We start from the raw sequence: 16,768 nt of genomic DNA on the forward strand, positions 1-16,768 counted from the left end.
TCCGGCGAGGCCGTGCTCACCCAGAGGTCGACGTCGTGGGCGAGCCGCTGCTCGGTGTCACATCGACTCTGGGCGCGGGACCGGGGCTGGGGCATATCGCTCCTCGGGTGGTCATGTCGGTGGCTGTCACGCTAACCGCGGGCCGCAGATGCGGGCTTCTCCGTTCCTGATCGATCCGCTCCCCCGCCGCCGTCACCCGTCTCTGCCTGGGCGGACACGAGGACACCGTCGAGCCCCAGCCAGTCGGCCATGGAGTCGAGGTTGCGGTGGAGCGCGGCACGCGCCTCCATCGGCGCCCCCGGCTGCCACGTCACACGGTGGCATCGAAGCACCCCGGCGGCGCGGTCGGCCTTGAGGTCGCACCGCGCGACGAGGGCCTCGCCATGGAGGAAAGGCAGGACGTAGTAGCCGTGGACCCTCCGATGGGCCGGCGTGTAGATCTCGATCCGGTAGTGGAAGTCCCAGAGCGCGTGGATCCGGTCGCGCTGCCAGACGAGCGAGTCGAACGGGCTGAGCAGCGCCTCGGCATGGACCCGACGAGGGATGCGGGCCTCGGCGTGCAGCCAGGCCGGCTGCCAACCGGGCACCGAGACGGGAATGAGCTCGCCGTCGGCGACGAGTCGCTCGATGGCCGGACGGGCGTGCGCGCGGCCGATCCGGAAGTAGTCGGCGAGACAGCGCTCCGTGCCGACCCCGTGGGCCCGGGCGGCGATCCGGACGAGCTCGAGGTAGCGGTCCGGGTCGTGCTCGGGCCCGGGGCGGTTGACCCAGGCGTCGCGGAAGGCAGGCGGCGGCGTGACCTCGAGAGCGGCATACCGCCTCTCGAACTGGGAGGTCCGCCCCGCCGAGCTGATCCGCCCGGCCCAGAAGAGGTACTCGAGGCAGTCCTTGACCTCGGACCAGTTCCAGCCCCAGTGGTCCTTCATCCGGGGGACGTCGTGGGCGAGCGCGGTCTCGACCTGCCGCGCCGTGAGCGGGCCCCGGGCGACGACCTCGGCGAAGACCGACTCGACGAGCTCGGGCTTCTCGGCCAGGACGCGGCGCATCCCACCCCATGCCTTCGTCTCCGCCTGACGCATCCGGTGGTCGAGCAGCGGCCACGTCGAGGGCGGGATGAGGCTCGCCTCGTGGGCCCAGTACTCGACGAGGCGGCGCGGCGCCCGGTCGCGCGCCCGGTCGAGCAGGGCGGTGTCGTAGGGCCCGAGCCGGGAGAAGAAGGGGAGGTACTGGCTTCGCGCCACGACGTTGACGCTGTCGATCTGCACGACCCCGACGCGGTCGATGACGCGCTGCACGTGGCGCATCGTCGCCCCGAACGGCTCGGGCCGCGGGTCGAGGAAGCCCTGGGCCGCGATCGCCACCCGCCTGGCCTGACCCCGGGTCAGGCCGCGCACGGACGCCGTCATTCGCCTGGCTCGATGAGCCGCTGGCGGACGGCATACATCGCCGCCTCCATCCGCGAGTGCATCTGCAGCTTGTCGAGGATGTTGCGGATGTGGTTGCGCACGGTGTTCTCGGAGATGAACAGCTCCGTCGCGATCTCGCGGTTGAGCCTCCCCCGCGCGACCAGCTTGAGGATGTCGAGCTCACGCTGGGTCAGGCGAGGCAGCTCGAGGCCCGGGGTGGGCGGGGAGGGTGCGCTCGCGCGCTCGCTGATGAGCGTGAACTCCGTGAGGAGCTTGGACGCCATGAGTGGTGAGATGAGCGCCTGCCCGTGGTAGAGCGCGCGGATGCCGGCCGCCACCTCCTCGGGGGGGACGTCCTTGAGCAGGTAGCCGTTGGCGCCGGCCCGGACGGCCTCGAAGAGGTTGTTCTCGTCGTCGGAGCTCGTCAGCATGAGGATCCGCACCGACGGGACCTGCTGCTTGATGACGCGGCACGCCTCGATGCCGCCCCGCTTGGGCATGCCGACGTCCATGACGATGACGTCGGGGAGGGTCTCCTCGGCCTGGTCGACCGCCTCGACCCCGTCGGCCGCCTCCCCGACGACCTCGATGCCCTCCTCCGTGGCGAGCACGGTCTGCAGCCCCCGCCGGTAGAGCGCGTGGTCGTCGACGATGAGGACGCGGATCACGTCGATGGGGTGCTCGGTCACCGGCCCATCTTGGCAAAGATCGGTGACAGTGACCGGCGCACCGCCCGAGAACCACGCCGGGGCGTCCCCTCAGCGGGGACGCCCCGGCGATCTCGCCGTCTCGGACCTACAGGGGGATCAGCCCGTGGCGGCGATGTCGGTTTCGGTCTCGAGGTGGAGCACCCCGTAGCTCCAGCCCCGGCGCCGGTAGACGACGCTCGGCCGGTCGGTCTCGGAGTCGTGGAAGAGGAAGAAGTCGTGGCCGACGAGCTCCATCTGGTTGATGGCCTCCTCGAGAGTCATCGGCGCGGCCGAGTGGACCTTCTCGCGCACCTCGATCGGCGAGTTGCCGACGGCGCCGAAGCGGTCGAGGTCGCTCGTCTCGGCCGGCGGCTCGGCCGGCTCGACGACCGAGCCGTTGCTCGAGGCGTCGACCCGGGCCGTCGCCTGGGCCACCGACTCTGGGAGTCGTCGTCCGCGGCTGACGCGCCGCTTGTCGTGCACCCGCCGGAGACGGTCCATGAGCTTGTCGACGGCCGCGTCGAGCGCGGCGAACTTGTCGTCCTGGCTGGCCTCGGCCCGGATGACCGGGCCCTTGGCGTGGCAGGTGATCTCGACTCGCTCGGAGCCCTTGGCCACCTTCTCGTGCGTGACGACGACGTCGACGCGGTGGACCTTGGGCGCGAGAGACGGCACCTTGGCCAGTCGCTCGTCGAGCTGCTCTCGGAATCGGTCGGGTATCTGGACATGGCGTCCAGTGACGACGATCTCCACAGTTCCTCCTAGATCGCGCAGGGTGTGAGGTGCACACAGTGCCGAATGGGGTTCGGGCCCGGGAGAGGCCCGCTTGTCGCGTGGGCACCACCCCTTCCGCTCGATCTCGCCCCGCGGGCCGGCGAACCTGAGGTCGCCGGATCCCCTCTGGGCGGGGGGTTCATACTTCGACACTACTGGGCCGACTGGGTCGTGGGAAGGCATCCCGCGAACCGACGGAAACGTCACACTCGGCCCCTCTCGCCACCCGTGCGATGGTCCACCGGACGACGTCGGGTGGCCGCGACCGTCGCCCCGAGGACGTCTGCCGCCCCGGCCTCGCGCAGGGCCCGGGAGGCCTCGGCCATCGTGCTCCCGGTTGTCATGACGTCGTCGACGAGGATGCAGCGTCGCCCCCGGACCACGTTGTGGCACAGGGACTTCACCGTCATCGCTCCGTCGACGTTGGCGCGCCGGCCCAGCATGCCGAGCCCAGACTGGTCGTCGACCCGACGAGTGTGGACGAGGGCAGGGACGACGCGAAGGGGCCGGCTCCGGTGGGGTGCGCCCCCGGCCGCGACGAGGCGCGCAACCCCCTCGAGCGGGATGTCGCCCCGGAGCCTCTGGGACGCCCGTGACGACGGGGCCGGAACCACGAGGACCGGGCCGCTGGACCACCCGCGGAGACGCTCCGCGGCCGACAGGGACGCCGCGATCGACACTGCGAGCCGCCCGGCCAGCAGGACATCGAGATCACGCCTCCCGCCGTCCTTCCACACCCTGATGGCCGTGCTCAGCGGGACGGAGTACGCGCCCCACGCGTGGACGGGCGGCAGCCCGGTCGGCACAGGGTCGGGCCGGACCCGGACCGCGCCGGGGCGCTCGGGTCCGGCAAGAGCCAATGCGTCCAGGGCGCGCGCGCACCGGGGGCACCAGCGCGTGCCCGGGCGTCGGCAGGCGGCGCACTCGAGCGGGAGAACGAGGTCGAGCAGGTGACTCAGGACCATCCGTGCAGCCCACCGGACGCCGGGTCGAGCGGGGAGCCACCGGTGCCTCCCGTGTGGACGAGGGAGAAGCGCGGCGAGGGATGTGGACGACCGCGGTCCTACGGCCCGGTGCCGGCCTCGGCGTCGCCGCCCTCAGCGCCCCGGGACCAGCAGGTCCGTCGCCTCGTCGGTCTTCCGCCACGTCGCGCCCGCCCGGACGAGCACCCTCCCGCCGGAGGTCAGCACGACGAGCCCGCGAGCCCCGTCGATCGTCGTCAACGAGGACGCGTCGGCGACCGAGGCGAGACGGCTGTCCTCCGGGTCGGAGTTGCCCCGCCGGCGTATGCCGTCGAGCCCCCCGCCGATCGTGCCCACCCACGGGCGGACGGCCTCCGCCGGGTCGACGCGGCCGAGGACGGCATACGTCGTGCCGCTGAGCCAGAGCACATCACTGATGAAGGTCAGCGGGTCGGCCTGCCGGAGTGGGGCCGCGAGGGCGATGGGCTCACCGTTTGGGGCGCGGACGATCCCGCTGAGCCCGAGCTGGACGTCACCCCCCTGCCGGTTCGTCGTCACCATGAGGATGCGGGCCCCGTCGGGAGCGAGCGCGAGGCTCACGATCCTGCGGTCCTTGAGCCACGGGGTCGCGAGCGCCTTCGGGACCCGGCGCACGGCACCCTGGCCGGTGTCGAGGACGAAGACATGGTGGGCGCCGGACGAGTCGGCCCCGCCGACCCACAGGTAGCCCGAGCTGTCGAACGTCGGGCGCGTCAGCGACGTCGCGAAGGACGGGACGAGCACGATCGGGGCCGTGCCCCTCCAGAGCGACAGCTCCTTGAAGTCGCCGCCCACCGCCGCGATGACGGTCGAGTCGGTCGAGAGGGCCAGCCTGACCCAGCCCTGGGGGATCCGCGTCGCGAACGGCTGCTGCGCGGCGCCGATCGTCTGGCGCTTCGGTCCGGAGCTGTCGGGCAGTTCCCGGGGATCCATCGCGGTCAGGGTGTCACCGCGCCGGCGCAGTGCGTAGGCGAACACCCTCGACGGCTCCACGTCGAAGCCGAGGGCGCTCGCCGAGGAGGCCGACGAGTCTCCGCCCGGCAGGTCGAGGCTCGTACCCTCGGCGGCCAGGGCCACGGAGGTGACGGACGGCAGCTGGGAGAGCGTGGCGGTCAGCTGGGCCCACATCGCCGTCCGGTCGTCGGGGTCGGCATCGCGAGCCCGCGCGCTGAGGTTGACCTGCGCCGTCCCACCGTCGATCGGGACCGCGTTGACCGCGAGCTTGGTGTTGCTCGGCACCCCGGTGACGACGGCCCCCGCGAGGTAGTCGGGGACGGGACCGAGCTGCGCCCGGGCGAGTGTCGTCGCGAACCGCGAGCCGTTGGGGAACCACCGCGAGTCGGGCACGAGCGTCCGGCCGGCCGGGGTGACGTAGTAGATGAACCGGTTGGTGTAGAGCCGGTCGAAGGCGTTGGTGTCGAGCCAGAGACCGAACCCGCTCGCCGGCAGCTCGATGCGCCATTGCCCGCCCACCTTGGTCAGCCCGAAGGTCGTCCGGACCTTCGTCCCGGCGGGGAGCTCGCGATAGCGGCCGTCGGGTGACACCGTCGCGACGGCGACGGCCGTCACCTCGATCGATTCCGGGCCGAGCCGGCGCAAGGTGACGTTGCCGTCGCCGTCATAGACGACGACGTCGTGGAGCGTCCACTGCCAGAGGTCGACCGACTGGGGAGCGAGGAAGGACTTGCCGGCCTGCCGCGTCTCGTCGCTGTCCTCCCCAGCGCGGATGAAGCCCCGGACGATCGCCTCCTCGCTCGCACCGTCGACGGGCCCCTGGGCGCCGACGAGCGGCGCGGGCTCGTTGATCGGCTCGCCGAGGCGGCGACCCTCGACGACGGGTCCGGAGCCGGGGAGCCCCTGGCAGGCCCCCAGCGTCAGTGCCGCGAGTGCCGCGACGACGGCTGCGCGCCACCTCATCCGCCACGCTCCGTCCAGCCGGCCGGAGCCCGGTGCGGATCGACCGTGGCGGAGCCGATGGCTGGCCCCGGCGTCTGGGCGACTCCGGCGCCGCCGTCGGCGCTCGGCGCGCTCGTGATCCCCGGCGCGCTCGTGATCCCCGGCGCGCTCGTGATCCCCGGCGCGCTCGGGGTCCTCGTTCCGGCCGCCTCGTCGACCGCCGCCAGCACGGGACTCGGCGTCCGGTCGAGGCCGGCCACGGCCTCCGCTCCTTCAGCCTTGGCTCGCTCGGCCTCCGCCAGCAGGGGGCTGAGCGGCAGCGGCGAGGAGACGATTGCGGTGTCAGCAGTACGGGGCAGCGTGAGCCGGAAGCACGAGCCCTCCCCCGGCGCACCCCAGGCCTCGAGGCGCCCGGCATGGAGGCGCGCGTCCTCGAGGGAGATGGCGAGGCCCAGCCCGGTCCCGCCGGTCGTCCGGGCACGGGCGGGGTCGGCCCGCCAGAACCGCGTGAAGACCAGCGCGGCCTCACCGGGGCGCAACCCGACGCCGTGGTCGCGCACCGTGACCGCCACCGCGGAGTCGTTGGAGCCGAGGGTCACCTCGACCGGATGCCCCTCGCCGTGCTCGATCGCATTCGAGACGAGGTTGCGAAGGATCCGCTCGATCCGGCGCGAGTCCATCTCGGCGATGACCGGTCCGGGGGGCTCGGTGACCACCAGCTGGGTGCCCTTGCGGGCGGCGAGGGTGCGGTGGGCGTCGACGGCACGGTCGACGCACGCGCGCAGGTCCGTCGCCTCGATCTCGAGCACCGCGGCACCCGCATCGAAGCGCGAGATCTCGAGGAGGTCTGTGAGCAGCGCCTCGAAGCGGTCGAGCTCGTTGTGGAGCAGCTCGGCCGAGCGCGCGACGGTCGGCTCGAACTCGGCGCGCGAGTCGTGGATGAGGTCGCCGGCCATGCGGATCGTCGTGAGCGGGGTGCGCAGCTCGTGCGACACGTCGGAGACGAAGCGCTGCTGGACTCGAGACAGGTTCTCGAGCTGGGCGATCTGCTGCTGGATCGAGGCGGCCATCGCGTTGAACGAGTGCCCGAGTCGCGCGAGATCGTCCTCGCCCTTGGAGCGCATCCGCTCGTTGAGATTGCCCTCGGCGAAGCGCTCGGCGACAAGGGCGGCGCGCCTGACGGGGTCGGCGACGAGTCGCGTCACGACGAAGGCGATGGCCCCGACGAGAAGGATCAGCACGGCCCCGCCGAAGAGGAATGTCCGGCCGATGAGGCTGATGATCTCGCGCTCGCGGTGCATCGGGTAGATGAAGTAGAGGCCGTAGTCCCCGGCAACGGGAAGCGTCACCTTCTGCCCGACGATGACGGCCGAGATCTCGTCGGCGTTCTCGCTGATCGTCGCGACCTGGATGTGCTGTCGGTCGGGCGCCGCGGCCACCTGCGCGCGCAGCTCGTCGGGGATGAACCGGACGCCGACGACGCCGCTCTCGATCGGGCCGATGACGACGGGAGCCGTGTTGGTGTCGAGCCGGGTGAGCACGACGTAGCGGACCTCGTTGCCCGCGTCACGGCGGTACTTGTTGACGAGGTCGGTCGCGGTCTGCGTCAGGTCGGCCTGCGAGGTGGTCTTGTCCGTGAAGTCGAACTGCTTCTGCGCATCCGTCGCGTCACGGAGGCTGTCGTCAGCGGCGATGCGCTGGCGGCCGTCGACGAGACCCTGGGCGATCGAGCCGTAGCGGTAGGTCCCAACGGCCGTGAGGACGAGGATGCCGAGGAGCATCGTGACGACGACGACGCGGAAGCCGAGGGAGGAGCGCCAGAGATGCAGGACGCGCCGCCACCACCGAGCCAGCGTCACCCCGGCCCGGGAGGCGAGGCCGCGGCGCGCGTCGTCGACGAGCGGACCGCTCATGTCAGGACGGACCGGCCTTGTAGCCGACGCCTCGGACGGTCACAACGATCTCGGGGTGCTCGGGGTCGTGCTCGATCTTGGAGCGCAGGCGCTGGACGTGGACGTTGACGAGACGGGTGTCACCCGCGTGGCGGTAGCCCCAGACCTGCTCGAGGAGGACCTCGCGGGTGAAGACCTGCCACGGCTTGCGGGCGAGCGCGACGAGCAGGTCGAACTCGAGCGGCGTGAGGGAGAGGGCCCGGCCGTCCCGCTTGACGGAGTGGCCGGCGACGTCGATCTCGAGGTCGCCGATCGTGAGCTTCTCGGGGGCGGGCTCATCGCCGCGGCGCAGCCGGGCGCGGACGCGGGCGATGAGCTCCTGGGGCTTGAAGGGCTTGACGACGTAGTCGTCGGCACCGGACTCGAGCCCGACGACGACGTCGACGGTGTCGGTGCGTGCCGTCAGCATGACGATCGGCACGCCGCTCTCGGCTCGGATCCGACGGCACACCTCCATCCCGTCGAGCCCGGGGAGCATGACGTCGAGGAGCACGAGGTCGGGCCTCGACTCACGGAACGCGCCCACCGCCTCGGCGCCGTCGGCGACGTGAGTCACGTCGAGCCCCTCGTTGCGCAGCACGATCCCGAGCATCTCTGCGAGCGCGAGGTCGTCGTCGACGACCAGAACCCGACCCTTCACCACACACTCCCTCCGCGGCCCGCGATCCGCACGGACCACCACGTCTTCGCCAAATCATCACACACGCAGGCCATGGGCCCGTTCGTCGAGCGCACGCGGGGAGTCTCGGAGGGTCGCGCAGGGTCACCCCCTCACTGCGTGATGTACCACTTACCGCCGATCTTGACGGCCTTGAAGCTCGACACGACCTCGGCCGCGACGGCCGGCTCGGTCGTTACGCTCTCGAAGGTGGCATTCGCGCCGCTGACCGTCGCACCGGAGATCGTCAGCCCCTCGAAGGCCGACTTGAGCTCCTTGAGCTGGTCGAGCAGCGGCGTGATGGTCTTGATGCACGACGCCGAGGCGCCGGGGATGCTCGAGAAGGCCTTGCCCCGCGTCGCCATGACGGAACAGACCCCTTGGCCGTCCCCGCCCACCATCGCGTTGAGCCACGCGGTCATGGCGGCCTCGGGGGTCGACTGGTCCGCTGGAGCCGCTGCGGTCGGGGTACCGGTCGCTGCACCCGACGAGCCGCCCGTCGGAGTGGCCGCGCTGCTCGACCCACCGTCGGCGGGGGCCGTGCTCGAGGTGAGGCCGGAACCGGCCCCTGAGGGGTCGGCGGCCGGGTCGGCCTTGCTGCACCCGGCGAGCGCGGCGGCGAGCGCGAGCGCGATCGCGCCCATCCTCAGCGTTTTCATGGTGTCCCCAGGTCGTCGGTCAGCGTCGTCGGTCTCGTCGGGCGGCCCTTCGGGTCCGCCTTCACCAGTCGTCCTGCCATCCTGCCACGAGCGCCCGACCGATCCCCCGCCGGTCCGTCACGGCCCCAGACGGACGTATGCCGCCCTCCCGAGCGCGGGAGGGCGGCATACGTCGTGCCGGTGCGGGGACGCGAACGGCGGCTCCGCTGTCAGTAGCGGTAGTGGTCCGGCTTGTAGGGGCCGGCGACGTCGACGCCGAGGTACTCGGCCTGACCCTTCGTCAGCTCGGTGAGCCGGACGCCGAGCGCCTCGAGGTGGAGGCGGGCGACCTTCTCGTCGAGGACCTTGGGCAGGGTGTAGACCTCGTTGGCGTACTCGCCCGGCTTCGTGAACAGCTCGATCTGGGCGATCGTCTGGTTGCTGAAGCTGTTGCTCATGACGAAGCTCGGGTGGCCGGTCGCGTTGCCGAGGTTCATCAGGCGGCCCTCGGACAGGACGATGATGCTGCTGCCCGACGTGAAGGTCCACTCGTGGACCTGCGGCTTGATCTCGGTCTTCGTGACGCCGGGGACGCGGCCGAGGCCGGCCATGTCGATCTCGTTGTCGAAGTGGCCGATGTTGGCGACGATCGCCTTGTTCTTCATCTGCGTCATGTGCTCGGCCGTGATGACGTCCTTGCAGCCCGTGGTCGTGATGAAGATGTCGGCCGTCTCGACGACGTCCTCCATGCGGGCGACCTGGAAGCCCTCCATCGCGGCCTGGAGGGCGCAGATCGGGTCGATCTCGGTGACGATGACGCGGGCGCCCTGCCCGCGGAGCGACTCGGCGCAGCCCTTGCCCACGTCGCCGTAGCCCGCGACGACCGCGACCTTGCCGCCGATGAGGACATCGGTGGCCCGGTTGAGCCCGTCGATGAGCGAGTGGCGGCAGCCGTACGTGTTGTCGAACTTGCTCTTGGTGACCGCGTCGTTGACGTTGATGGCCGGGAAGAGCAGCTCACCGGCCTCGGCGAGCTGGTAGAGGCGGTGGACGCCGGTCGTCGTCTCCTCGGTGACGCCCTTGATGCCGGCCGAGACGGTCGTCCACTTCTGCGGGTCGGCAGCCGTCGTCCGGCGCACGAGCTCCTTGAAGACGCCGAACTCCTCGGAGTCCTCGTCGGTCGTGGGCGGGACCTGACCGGCCTTCTCCCACTCGACGCCCTTGTGCACGAGCATCGTCGCGTCGCCGCCGTCGTCGAGGATCATGTTGGGGCCCTCGCCACCCGGCCAGGTGAGGATCTGGTCGGTGCACCACCAGTACTCCTCCAGCGTCTCGCCCTTCCAGGCGAAGACCGGGACGCCCTGTGGGTCCTCCGGCGTGCCGTTCGGGCCGACGACGACCGCGGCGGCCGCCTCGTTCTGGGTCGAGTAGATGTTGCAGGAGGCCCAGCGGACCTCGGCGCCGAGCGCCGTCAGCGTCTCGATGAGGACGGCCGTCTGGACGGTCATGTGGAGCGAGCCGGCGATGCGGGCGCCCTTGAGCGGCTGGGCCGCGCGGAACTCCTCGCGGATCGCCATGAGGCCGGGCATCTCGTGCTCGGCGAGTCGGAGCTGGTGTCGGCCGGCCTCGGCGAGGCTCAGGTCGGCCACCTTGAAGTCAAAGGACATGCGGGATCTCTTCCTCGGATTGTCGGTGTGCAGACCCGGCGCGCCCCTCTGGGCTCATGTGGCGGGTCATCACCCACGCCGGCGGTGGACCAGTCTACCGGTTCGGGGCACTCGGCTCAGTGCGCGGCGGCCTTCCGGCGCGGGAGCACGTGCATGACCGCAACGATGACCGCACCGACGACGAGGCCGAGGAGTGCGGAAGCGAGGGTGTTGACGAGCCAGCCGAGGACGCCACCGACGCCCGCGACCCCGTGCACGGCCTCCTCGAGGTGGTGCACGAGGTCATAGGGCGCGTGCCAGCCGAGCTCGTCGATGCCGACGAGGAGGATGTGGCCACCCACCCAGAGCATCGCTGCGATGCCGACGACGGACAGGACCTCGAGCAGGACCGGCATACCCTTGACCAGGCCGCGGCCGACCCGCTGCGAGAGACCCGAGTCGCGCTGCGCGAGCCGAAGGCCGATGTCGTCCATCTTGACGATGAGCCCGACGACGCCGTAGACGAGCGCGGTGATCACGAGGGCGACGAAGACGAGGATGATGCCGCGCGAGAGGAACGGCTCGTTCTCGACCTCGTTGAGGGCGATGACCATGATCTCGGCCGAGAGGATGAAGTCGGTGCGGATGGCCCCGGACACGACGGCATCCTCCTGCGAGCCGTCGACGGCCGCCGGCTCCTCGTCCGCGCCATGGCCGGAGACCGCCTCCCAGATCTTCTCGGCCCCCTCGTAGCACAGGTAGGCGCCGCCGACCATGAGGATCGGGGTCAGCAGCCACGGGAGGAACTGGCTGAGCAGCATGGCCACCGGGAGGATGATGAGCAGCTTGTTGCGCAGCGACCCGAAGGCGATCCGCTTGATGATCGGCAGCTCGCGCTCGGGCTCGAGGCCCTGGACGTAGCGCGGCGTGACGGCCGTGTCGTCGACGACGACGCCGGTCGCCTTGACGCTGGCTCGTGCGGCGGCGGCGCCGACGTCGTCGACGGAGGCGGCCGCGAGCTTGACGAGAGCTGCGATGTCATCGAGGAGCGCGACCAGTCCACCTGCCATGGTCCACATCGTAGGTGGCCGGGGCTCAGGTTTCTCCCAGCGTCCGGGCCGGCGGGCGACCCCGGAACCGTCAGGGCTGGTCGAGATCGAGGCCCAGCAAGGCGTTCTCGACGACCTCGGCGAGCGCCGGGTGGATCCAGTACTGCCCACGAGCCACCGTGTGGGCCGGCGTCCCGATCGAGATGGCCTGGATGAGCGGCTGGATGAGGGTCGTCGCGTCGGGCCCGAGGACGTGCGCCCCGAGAAGCAGTCCGGTCGCGGGGTCGGCGATGACCTTGCACACGCTCGTCGTGTCCTCCATGGCCCACCCGTAGGCCGTGTCGCCGTAGGCCTGGACCTTCGTGACGTGCCGCAGCCCCCGGGCCACGCACTGCTGCTCGGTCAGTCCGATGGTGGCGACCTGCGGGTGGCTGAAGACACCCGAGGGCACGTGCTCGTGGGGGAAGGAGCGCAGGTCGTCGGGATGGACGAGGTTGTGCGCGACGACGCGCGCCTCGGCGTTGGCGACGTGCTTGAGCTGGTAGGGCGAGCTCACATCGCCCAGCGACCAGACCCCGGAAGCGGTCGTCCGTCCGTGCTCGTCGACGACGATGCGCCCGTCGGGGTGGAGGTCGACGCCCGCGAGCTCGAGCCCGATGCCGGCGGTGTTGGGGTGGCGACCGGTCGCCACGAGCAGGAGGTCGCCCTCGGCCGACCCGCCGCCGAGGAGGTCGGCGCGGATCGTCCCGTCCTGCTCGGTCAGCGAGCGGGCCGTCGCCATGGTCCGCACGTCCCAGCGCCCCCGGGCGACGTCGGTGAACCGGCGCGCGATCTCCGTGTCGAGGTGGCGAAGGAGCAGGTCACCCCGGGCGAGGATCGTCACCCTGGACCCCAGCGAGGAGAACACGTGCGCCATCTCGACGGCGATGAAGCCGCCACCGATGATGAGGAGGCGCTCGGGGACCTCGTCGATCCGCATGATCGTGTCGGAGGTGTGGAACGGGACGCCGGACTCGGTGACGACGTCGGGAACCATCGGGTGGGCGCCCGTCGCGACGACGACCTGGTCCGCGGCCAGCAGCGCGGTGCCGCCGTCGTTGAGGTCGACCGTGAGCCGCCGGTCGCCGGTGAACCGGGCCCGTCCGAGGTAGGCGGTCGTGTTGGGGCCGTCGACCCGCCACCGTTTCCCGCTCTCGGCGATGGGGTCGATGCGCCCGAAGATGCGGTCGCGGATGTCGGCCCATCGGACACCGTCGACGGTGGCGTCGACGCCGTAGCGCGCGGCCGAGCGGATCCCGTCGGCGACCTCGGCGGCGTAGACGAACATCTTCGTCGGGATGCAACCGACGTTGAGGCAGGTACCGCCGAAGGTGCCGGACTCGATGACGGCCACTCGCCGGTCGTCGAAGTCGGGGGTCACGAGCGAGTTGCCCGACCCGGTCCCGATGATGGCGAGGTCGTAGTGCTCCGTCACACGGGGCAGCCTATGACGCGCCGGTCGGGCCGGACCGGGCGGCCCTGCCGCTCCCAGCGCGGGGCGCCCGGCCCGGGGTCGCCTCAGGCGTGCCGGGCCTTGCGCAGGAGGCGCACGTGCGGAGAGGTGGCCGGGTCGAAGCCCTGGCCGAGCGCGAGGTAGGTCGCGGCGAAGTCGGTGAGCGCCACATGGGAGGCGAGCCGCAGGAGGGGCTCGGGTGCGACGGCGTCGACGAGGGAGACCCGGACCCCCGCGTCCTCGGCGACCGAGACGATCATGTCCACGAGCGACCGGTCGAGGTCGTCGGGCGACGCCGGCACCTGGGGCTGCGGCTCGTCGCCGGCTTCGTCGCTTCGCCCGGCACCGGCACCACCGGTCGGCGCGGACGCGCCGCGCAGCATGATGAGCCGGAGCGGCGCCCGCATCGGCCCGTCGAGGAACGGGTCGATGAAGATGTCGTCGCCGGCCTGACCGGCGGCCTCTCCCGCGGCGAGCGTGCCGTCGAAGCACGCGACGATCTGGCTCGCCGCATCGGGTAGCACGCCTGACGCGACGGGGACCCGGCCCGTTCGCCCGAACATCGCGGCGGCCCGACGTGCGGCGACCCCGCCGAACCAGCCGGAGCCGAGGACGATCGGCACCGACTCGGCGACCTCGACGGCGAGCACCTTGGCCGGGTTGACGAAGGACTCCGAGGAAGGCCTGGCCTCCTGCGCACGATCGTCGAGGACGTCTGCGAGCGACGCCAGGATCGCATGGCTGACCGGAGCGAGGCGGAGCACGTCGGCGGCGAGGAGGACCGGGGTCGCCTGTGCCCACATCGACGTCCGTGACGACGCCCCCGGGACGGTGATCGGCACGTGGATGCCGCGAGCCCGCGCCGACACCTCGGCCAAGGGCGAGTCGGGCGCGCCGACCGTCAGCAGAGTGGCACCCCGACGGGCGGCCTCGGCCGCGAGGCCCAGCGTGCCGGAAGCCCGACCGGACTGAGACACGGCGACCACGAGGTCGAGGGCACCGACCCAGCCGGGCAGTGGTCCGGAGGAGCAGCCCTGGACGGGGATCGCCGCTGCTCCGCGCGTCGCGGCGTCGAGCAGGTCGGCGACGGCCGTGGAGCCGCCGGCGGCAGCGACGACGACCCCGCGCGGCTCGAGCCCTTCGAGCCGCGAGAGCCCGGCCTCGTCGGCCGCGTGGACCGCCCGCCGAACCTGGGCGCCGGCACCGGCGAGGGCCCGGAGCGTGCCGCTGCGGTCGAGACGCTCGAGGGTGTCCTGGTCGTCGAGCCGCGCCTCGTCGAACACGGTCGTCGTCGGGTCAGGCGTCGAGTCGGCGGGCGAGGTCGACGAGCAGAACAGGGACACCGCTCTCGATGGGGTAGCCCAGCGAGCAGGCAGCGCACTGGAGCTCGGCCCCGGAGGGGCCGTGCGCGTCGGCGAGCACGCCCTTGCACTGCGGGCAGCGGAGGATCTCACGCAGCCACGGCTCGATGGTCTGAGGGGTCTGGCTCACTGTGCTGCTCCTCCGTCGTGGCCGGCGTCCGGCCCATGGTCGGGACCGGTCTCCTGGTCCGCGTCTGCGTCGGACCGGATCAGGTCGAGGATCTCGTCGCGGACGCGCTCCATCGTCTCACGGTGGGATGCCTCCACATTGAGTCGGAGCAGGGGTTCGGTGTTGGACGCGCGGACGTTGAACCACCAGGCCGAGGACCCCTCCGGGCTCGTGATCGTCAGGCCGTCCAGCTCGTCGGTGTCGGCGCCGCGCACCTGGGCCCAGGCGCGGATGCGGTCGACGATGCCCGCCCGGTCGGTCACGGTCGAGTTGATCTCGCCCGACGCGGCATACCGCTCGTACTGCGCCGTGAGCGAGGCGAGGGTGCCGGCCTGCTCGCCGAGGGCCGCGAGGACGTGCATCGCGGCGAGCATCCCGGTGTCGGCGAACCAGAAGTCGCGGAAGTAGTAGTGGGCCGAGTGCTCACCGCCGAACACCGCATCGACCCGGGCCATCTCGGCCTTGATGAACGAGTGGCCCACGCGCGTCCGCACCGGCGTCGCGTCGAGCTCGCGGACGACCTCGGCGACCGCGGCGCTCGAGATGACGTTGTGGACGATGGCGACGTCGGTGTCTCCCCCCGCCCGCGCACGGGCGATCTCGCGCGCCGCGACGAGCCCCGTGATGGCGCTCGGCGAGACGGGCTCGCCCGCGGCGTCGACGACGAAGCAGCGGTCGGCATCGCCGTCGAAGGCGAGGCCGAGGTCGGCGCCGTGCTCCACGACGGCGGCCTGCAGGTCGACGAGGTTGGCCGGGTCGAGCGGGTTGGCCTCGTGGTTGGGGAAGCTGCCGTCGAGCTCGAAGTAGAGCGGGACGATCTCGAGCGGGAGCTCCGGGAGCCCGGCGGCGGTGCCGAGGACCGCCGGGACCGTGTGGCCCCCCATGCCGTTGCCGGCGTCGACGACGACCTTGAGCGGCCGGCAGCCGGAGAGGTCGACGAGCTCGCGCAGGAACCGGGCGTAGTCGCCGAGGAGGTCACGCACGTGGAGCGCCCCGGGGCCCCGCGTCGGCGCGTAGAGGCCGCTGCCCCCGTCGAGCAGCCACTGGGCGAGGTCGCGGATCTCGGCCAGTCCCGTGTCCTGACCGACCGGTCGGGCCGCGGAACGGCACAGCTTGATGCCGTTGTAGCTCGCCGGGTTGTGGCTTGCGGTGAACATCGCCCCCGGCAGGTCGAGGGCCCCGCTCGCGTAGTAGAGGCCGTCGGTCGAGCACAGCCCGATGAGGGTGACGTCGACACCGCGGGAGGTCACCCCGTCGGCGAAGGCCGCGGACAGCTCGGGCGAGCTCGGGCGCATGTCATGGCCGATGACGACGCCGTCGTGACCGTCGGGCAGGGCGATGATCTCGGCGAAGGCCGCGCCGATGGCACGGGCGACGGCGGGCGACAACTGCTCGGGGACGAGACCCCGCACGTCGTAGGCCTTGACGAAGTCGGAGAGCTTTGGCACGGGACGACCCTAGCCGTCACGTGTCCCTGAGGATGCGCAGGTGTCCACGGCGGGCGGCCTGGCCCGCGCCGGACTCGACCTCGGCGACGGGCTGCCCGCGCGGGGGGTCCTCCCGGTCGTCGGAGGGTCGGGTCGGCCGGGGCCGGCCGGCCTCGCGCACGGCGTCGGCCAGGGCCAGGAGGTCGTCGCCCGCGAGGGTCGGCTCGGGGTACTCACCACCGAGGCGAACGACGTCCCAGCCGCGCGGGGCGGTCAGGCGCTCGGCGTGCTCGCGGCACAGGTCGTAGGTGTGCGGCTCGGCGTACGTGGCCAGGGGGCCGAGCACGACGGCCCGGTCGGCATACGCGTAGGTGAGTGTCGCGACCGCCGGGCGCGCGCACCCCGTCTTCGAGCAACCACGAGTGAGACCCACGTTCGTGGACTCTAGCCCGCAGGTCCGACGTCGCCGAATCACCACGCCGTCACGCGCACGGACGGGCGCACGGACGGGCGCACGGACGGGCGCACGGACGGGCGCACGGACGGCGCGCGGGCGTCGAGACGGCGCCGCGGGGGTCCGGCCGTCGCCCTCCGATCTAAGGTGGTGCCG

15 protein-coding genes are annotated in these 16,768 nt (G+C 71.9%); all 15 read right to left on the minus strand.

What is annotated here, in order from left to right:
• Nucleotides 1-131: 131 nt before the first annotated feature.
• The 15 genes from N865_RS14710 to N865_RS14780 all read right to left on the minus strand — a co-directional run bounded on the left by N865_RS14710 (nucleotide 132) and on the right by N865_RS14780 (nucleotide 16,591).
• The gene (locus N865_RS14710) at nucleotides 132-1,406 is read right to left on the minus strand and encodes a winged helix-turn-helix domain-containing protein (protein ID WP_084328260.1); all 1,275 of its coding nucleotides are present in this window, start codon (nucleotides 1,404-1,406) and stop codon (nucleotides 132-134) included.
• A complete protein-coding gene (locus tag N865_RS14715) occupies nucleotides 1,403-2,095 on the minus strand; it encodes a response regulator (protein ID WP_034807439.1) in 693 nt (230 codons plus the stop codon). Before N865_RS14715 ends, N865_RS14710 begins: the two co-directional genes overlap by 4 nt.
• Before the next feature lie 117 nt (nucleotides 2,096-2,212).
• Nucleotides 2,213-2,848, minus strand: a complete 636-nt coding sequence (gene hpf, locus N865_RS14720) for a ribosome hibernation-promoting factor, HPF/YfiA family (protein ID WP_034807443.1) — start codon at nucleotides 2,846-2,848, stop codon at nucleotides 2,213-2,215.
• 224 nt (nucleotides 2,849-3,072) lie between these two features.
• Nucleotides 3,073-3,834 carry a ComF family protein gene (locus N865_RS14725; protein WP_157557715.1) on the minus strand — a complete coding sequence of 254 codons (762 nt, stop codon included), beginning with the start codon at nucleotides 3,832-3,834 and terminating at the stop codon, nucleotides 3,073-3,075.
• A gap of 132 nt (nucleotides 3,835-3,966) precedes the next feature.
• A complete protein-coding gene (locus N865_RS14730; RefSeq protein ID WP_034807446.1) occupies nucleotides 3,967-5,787 on the minus strand; it encodes an LpqB family beta-propeller domain-containing protein in 1,821 nt (606 codons plus the stop codon).
• Nucleotides 5,784-7,679, minus strand: coding sequence for an MtrAB system histidine kinase MtrB (gene mtrB / locus N865_RS14735; protein ID WP_245603776.1), 1,896 nt, complete (start codon nucleotides 7,677-7,679; stop codon nucleotides 5,784-5,786). The genes N865_RS14730 and mtrB overlap by 4 nt, the downstream gene beginning before the upstream one ends.
• Before the next feature lies 1 nt (nucleotide 7,680).
• Nucleotides 7,681-8,358, minus strand: coding sequence for an MtrAB system response regulator MtrA (gene mtrA, locus N865_RS14740; protein ID WP_034807449.1), 678 nt, complete (start codon nucleotides 8,356-8,358; stop codon nucleotides 7,681-7,683).
• Between the two features lie 131 nt (nucleotides 8,359-8,489).
• Nucleotides 8,490-9,035: a hypothetical protein gene (locus N865_RS14745; protein ID WP_211244909.1), complete on the minus strand. Its 546-nt coding sequence runs from the start codon at nucleotides 9,033-9,035 to the stop codon at nucleotides 8,490-8,492.
• 209 nt (nucleotides 9,036-9,244) lie between these two features.
• Complete coding sequence (gene ahcY, locus N865_RS14750; RefSeq protein WP_034807452.1) at nucleotides 9,245-10,681, minus strand: adenosylhomocysteinase; 1,437 nt, start codon at nucleotides 10,679-10,681, stop codon at nucleotides 9,245-9,247.
• Nucleotides 10,682-10,797: 116 nt separating this feature from the next.
• Nucleotides 10,798-11,730 (minus strand): DUF808 domain-containing protein, encoded by a 933-nt coding sequence (locus N865_RS14755; RefSeq protein WP_034807455.1) that lies wholly within the window; start codon nucleotides 11,728-11,730, stop codon nucleotides 10,798-10,800.
• Nucleotides 11,731-11,800: 70 nt separating this feature from the next.
• A complete protein-coding gene (locus N865_RS14760) occupies nucleotides 11,801-13,183 on the minus strand; it encodes a mycothione reductase (protein ID WP_034807458.1) in 1,383 nt (460 codons plus the stop codon).
• A gap of 83 nt (nucleotides 13,184-13,266) precedes the next feature.
• Entirely contained in the window at nucleotides 13,267-14,538 is a 1,272-nt protein-coding gene (locus N865_RS14765) for an SIS domain-containing protein (RefSeq protein ID WP_245603779.1), read from the minus strand.
• Complete coding sequence (locus N865_RS14770) at nucleotides 14,498-14,692, minus strand: Trm112 family protein (protein ID WP_034807461.1); 195 nt, start codon at nucleotides 14,690-14,692, stop codon at nucleotides 14,498-14,500. Before N865_RS14770 ends, N865_RS14765 begins: the two co-directional genes overlap by 41 nt.
• A complete protein-coding gene (locus tag N865_RS14775; protein WP_051510631.1) occupies nucleotides 14,689-16,179 on the minus strand; it encodes a phosphomannomutase/phosphoglucomutase in 1,491 nt (496 codons plus the stop codon). The genes N865_RS14770 and N865_RS14775 overlap by 4 nt, the downstream gene beginning before the upstream one ends.
• A gap of 16 nt (nucleotides 16,180-16,195) precedes the next feature.
• Nucleotides 16,196-16,591: a DUF3499 domain-containing protein gene (locus N865_RS14780; RefSeq protein WP_034807463.1), complete on the minus strand. Its 396-nt coding sequence runs from the start codon at nucleotides 16,589-16,591 to the stop codon at nucleotides 16,196-16,198.
• Between the last annotated feature and the right edge of the window lie 177 nt (nucleotides 16,592-16,768).

This window comes from Intrasporangium oryzae NRRL B-24470 (assembly GCF_000576595.1).
GTDB classification, from domain to species: domain Bacteria; phylum Actinomycetota; class Actinomycetes; order Actinomycetales; family Dermatophilaceae; genus Intrasporangium_C; species Intrasporangium_C oryzae.